Source organism: Thioalkalivibrio sp., assembly GCF_007692535.1.
GTDB lineage: Bacteria > Pseudomonadota > Gammaproteobacteria > Ectothiorhodospirales > Ectothiorhodospiraceae > Thioalkalivibrio.
In genome coordinates this window covers 1-4328 of sequence record NZ_REBW01000042.1, presented here as the reverse complement: position 1 = coordinate 4328, position 4328 = coordinate 1, and the positions used below count along the sequence as shown (strand labels likewise).

At 64.6% G+C, this 4328-nt stretch carries 4 protein-coding genes; all 4 read left to right on the top strand.

Features of this window, described 5'->3' with window-relative positions; all coding sequences use genetic code 11:
* Positions 1-744, top strand: a 744-nt coding sequence (locus EA346_RS00715; protein WP_296754370.1) for a DUF1302 family protein, incomplete at its 5' end; no start/stop codon positions are given.
* Between the two features lie 32 nt (positions 745-776).
* Positions 777-2126 (top strand): DUF1329 domain-containing protein, encoded by a 1350-nt coding sequence (locus tag EA346_RS00710; protein ID WP_296754368.1) that lies wholly within the window; start codon positions 777-779, stop codon positions 2124-2126.
* Positions 2127-2231: 105 nt separating this feature from the next.
* Positions 2232-3194 carry a YCF48-related protein gene (locus EA346_RS00705; protein ID WP_296754365.1) on the top strand — a complete coding sequence of 321 codons (963 nt, stop codon included), beginning with the start codon at positions 2232-2234 and terminating at the stop codon, positions 3192-3194.
* Positions 3191-4328: MMPL family transporter (locus tag EA346_RS00700; RefSeq protein WP_296754362.1), on the top strand; the 1138-nt coding region annotated here is incomplete at its 3' end. The genes EA346_RS00705 and EA346_RS00700, both read left to right, overlap by 4 nt.

Genomic DNA, 4328 nt, shown 5'->3' with positions numbered 1-4328 from the left:
CTTTGGGGTTTGAGCTTCAACACACCGGGACCTTGGGGCATCGCCCTCCAGGGCGAATACTCCTATCGCCCCAACCAGCCGGTACAGATTGCAGCTCCCGAGCTTTTGCTGGCCGCTCTCGGCCGGGATAACCAAATCCCCAACGAACTGATCAGCGAGGACGGCGAGATCACCGGGTACGAACGGGTTCGGATGCATCAGGTTCAAGCGTCGGCAACGAAGGCCTTTGGTCCCACCCTCGGCGCACAGCAATTCGTCACGGTGGGCGAGGTGGGTTACACCCGGCTGGATCTTCCCCGAGACATACCGTTCAACGCTCCTGGTGTGTTCCTGCCCGCCCCGGGGTCTGATACCGAGACCTCTTTCGGGTCGGTACAGGAAAACGGTTATGCAACCCGGGATTCATGGGGTTATCGTATCGTGGGCCGGATGGACTACCCGAATGCGATCGGTGCGGCGACTCTCTCACCGCGGCTGGTCTTCACTCACGACGTGAACGGTCGCAGTCCGACCTTCAACGAGGGTGCGAGGTCGCTGACACTCGGTATGGGAATCAACTACCTTCAGAATATTGAAGTTGACCTCTCCTATACTTCGTTCTTCGGGGGCGACAAGATCGAGGGTACTGATCCGAACGCGGCGTTCGATCCGCGCTTTCCGGACCAATCCCCGTCCTACTCCAGCCACACCAACCCCCTCAAGGACCGCGATTTTCTCGCGATCAGCATCAGCTACTCGTTCTGAAAAACGATACGCATCGAGGAGCCCATAGACTCATGTACATCAAGATGACCATGCTGGCGTCGGTGCTGGCGCTGGTGGTGGCGGCCGCTCCCGTCCACGCGCAGGTATCCGAAGCCGATGCGGCGCGTCTGGGGCAGGACCTGACCCCGATGGGGGCCGAACAGGCCGGAAACGAGGCGGGGACGATTCCCGCCTGGGACGGTGGCCTGACGAGTGCGCCTGCAGAGCACGTGCCCGGCGACCACTACGCCGATCCGTTCGCCGACGATGGGATCCTGTTCACCATCGATGCCTCCAATCTCGATCAATACCGGGAGAAGCTGACCCCGGGCCAGATCGCGATGCTCGAGACCTACCCGACCTGGAAGATGAACGTGTACCCGACGCGGCGCAGCGCGGCGTTTCCGCAGGGGCACTACGACCAGACGATGGCCAATGCCACGCGCACGTCGATGTCCGAGGACGGCCTGACCTTCCGGGGCACCACCGGCGGCATCCCGTTCCCGATTCCGCAGAGTGGAGCAGAGGCCATCTGGAACCACCTGGTCCGGTATCGCGGCGAATCCTACGTGATGAACTGGAGCCAGGCGGCGGTGACGCGAACCGGAAGCTACACCCCGGTGCGCTTCGACTACGAGTACGACTTCCACTACGGCAGCCTGACCAAGTCCGAGGATCAGATCGAGCCGGGCAAGATTGCGAATTTCCTCCAGACGGTGACCGCGCCGGCCCGGCTCGCCGGGCAGATCCTGCTGGTGCACGAATTCCTCGATTCGCGCCAGGCCTGGATCTACAATCCCGGGCAGCGACGCGTCCGGCTGGCCCCGCAGGTGGCCTACGACAATCCCGGCACCGCTGCCGACGGGTTGCGCACCAACGACGACTTCGTGATGTACAACGGCGCGATCGATCGCTACGACTGGGAGCTGGTCGGCAAGCGCGAGATCTACGTGCCGTACAACTCCTACAAGCTGGTCGGCGACACCATCAGCATGGACGAAGTGCTCTGGGCCGGGCACATCAACCCCGATCACGCGCGTTACGAGCTGCACCGTGTGTGGGTGGTGGACGCAACGCTGAAAGACGGCACCAGCCACCTGTACAAGCGTCGCACGTTCTATCTGGACGAGGATTCGTGGATGGCGCTTGTGGCCGACAAGTACGACAACCGTGACCAGCTCTGGCGGGTGGCCGAGCAGCACAACATCAACTTCTACGACATCCCGATGCAGTACCCGGCGCTGGAGGTGCATCACGACCTGCAGTCCGGGCGGTACATCGCGATGGGCCTGCGCAACGACGAGCCGCGGGTCTACCGGCCGACCGATCCCCGCACGGCGCGCTTCACCCCCGCCGGCCTGCGGGGGGCCGGTACACGTTGATCGATTCGGCGGGGCAGGGCGCAACCCAACGATCCGGGTCGGGCCCGGCACCGCCGCTTCCGGCATGCCTGCAACGAGATTCGGCGTAGGTCGCGGACCTTTCTCGTGAACAGGGTCATCGGCATTCTCCTCCCGCTGTTCGTGGTGGCGGCCGTTGCGTTCGCCTTCTCGGAGCGGCCGGATCCGCCGATGCCGGACACCCGGATCCAGATCCAGCATCTGCTGATGCTCGACACGGCGTCGGTGGGGGCGCGTCTGGTCGCCGCCGGCGAGCGGGGGTGGATTTTTCTGTCCGACGACGGTGGAAGGGAGTGGCGCAGCGCGATTTCGCACGCGGACGCGACCCTGACCGCAGTTAGCACCGTGGACGCCGGGCGCCTCGTTGCGGTGGGTCACGACAGCGTGATCCTGCTCAGCGACGACGCTGGCGAACACTGGCGCACGGTGTTCGCCGATCCCGACGCCGAAGAGCCGCTCCTGGCGGTGCGTTTCGGCCCCGATGGGCACGGGTACGCTGTGGGCGCCTATGGCCGCTTCCTCGAGAGCGTGGATGGCGGTGTCAGCTGGCAGCAGCGCGATCTGGACGGCGACGACTTCCACTTCAACGCGATCGCCCGCGCGGGGGAGAGCCTGTTGCTGGCAGGCGAGGCAGGCACGCTGCTGCGTTCGGACGATGGTGGCCAGGAGTGGCTCGAGATCGATGCGCCCTACGTAGGCTCGTTCTTCGGTCTGCTGGAACTGCCGGATGGGGCGGTGCTGGTTTTCGGCATGCGCGGGCACGCCTATCGTTCGGTGGATGCCGGGGAGAGTTGGGAGCGGGTGGAGACCGGCACCCAGTCGTCCATCTTCGGCGGGCGCGTGCTGGCGGACGGCAGCCTGGTGCTCGTGGGCCAGAACGGGCTCGTGCTCCGGAGCCGCGACAACGGGCGCGGCTTCATCGAGGTCGATGTCGACACCAGTCGGACCTTCAACGCCGTGATCGAATCCAGCGCGGGCGACGTGCTGCTTTTCGGGGAGCAGGGAGTGCTGCGCCTCTACCGTGAGCAGGCCGGGGTTGCCGGATCGTGACCCTGCGCCGATTCATCGAGCTTCTGGGCCGTCTGCTGTTTGGCCAGCGACGGCTGTTTCTCGCAGTGTTCCTGCTGGTGACCGTCGCGCTGGGGTACTCGGCGACCCGTCTGCACGTCGATGCGGGCTTCGAGAAGATGATCCCGCTGCAACACGAATACATGCAGACCTTCATCGCCTACCGCGACACCTTCGGCGGGGCCAACCGCGTGCTGGTCGCGCTGCGCCAGCACGAGGGGGAGATCTACAACGCCGAGTTCCTCGAGACCCTGAAGGCGGTGACCGACGAGATCTTCTTCATCCCCGGCGTCGACCGCGCGACCGTGACCTCGCTGTTCACCCCGAACGTGCGCTTCATCGAGGTGGTCGAGGAAGGGTTTGCCGGCGGAGACGTGATCCCGGCAGGGTTCCAGGGCACGCCGGAGGAACTCGAGACGGTCCGCGAGAACGTACAGAAGTCCGGTCAACTCGGACGTCTCGTTGCGAACGACCATTCCGGCGCGATGGTCACCGCCGAACTGCTCGAGGTCGATCCATCGACCGGCGAACGTCTGAATTACCTCGCAGTCGCGGACCTGCTGGAGGAGATCCGGCAGCGCCACGAACGCGAAGGGCTCGATGTGCACATCATCGGGTTCGCGAAGGCGGTGGGCGACATTACCGACGGGGCTCGTGGCGTGGTGCTGTTCTTCGGCCTGTCGTTCTTCATCACCGCGCTGCTGCTGTACTGGTATTCGAGTTCGGTCCGGCTGGCTGTGCTGACACTTGTGGCCGCGATGATCCCGGTGATCTGGCTGCTCGGTCTGCTGCCCCTGATCGGGTTCGGGATCGACCCGATGTCGATCCTGTTGCCGTTCCTGATCTTCGCGATCGGCGTCAGTCACGCGGTGCAGATGACCCACGCCTGGCGCACCGAGGTGATCGGCGGCGCAACGGCGATGGACGCAGCACAGAACGCGTTCCGCAAGCTGTTCATCCCGGGTGCGATGGCGATGACCACCACCGCGGTCGGTTTCCTGGTGATCACTCGCATCGAGATCGACATGGTGCGCGAACTGGCGCTGACGGCCGGACTCGGCGTCGCGCTGATGCTGATCACCAACATGCTGCTGCTGACGCTGCTGCTGTCCTGGA

Bases quoted from the DNA above. Each gene is read 5' to 3' on its own strand.
- EA346_RS00710 (WP_296754368.1), top strand. From the start codon at position 777: ATGTACATCAAGATGACCATGCTGGCGTCGGTGCTGGCGCTGGTGGTG.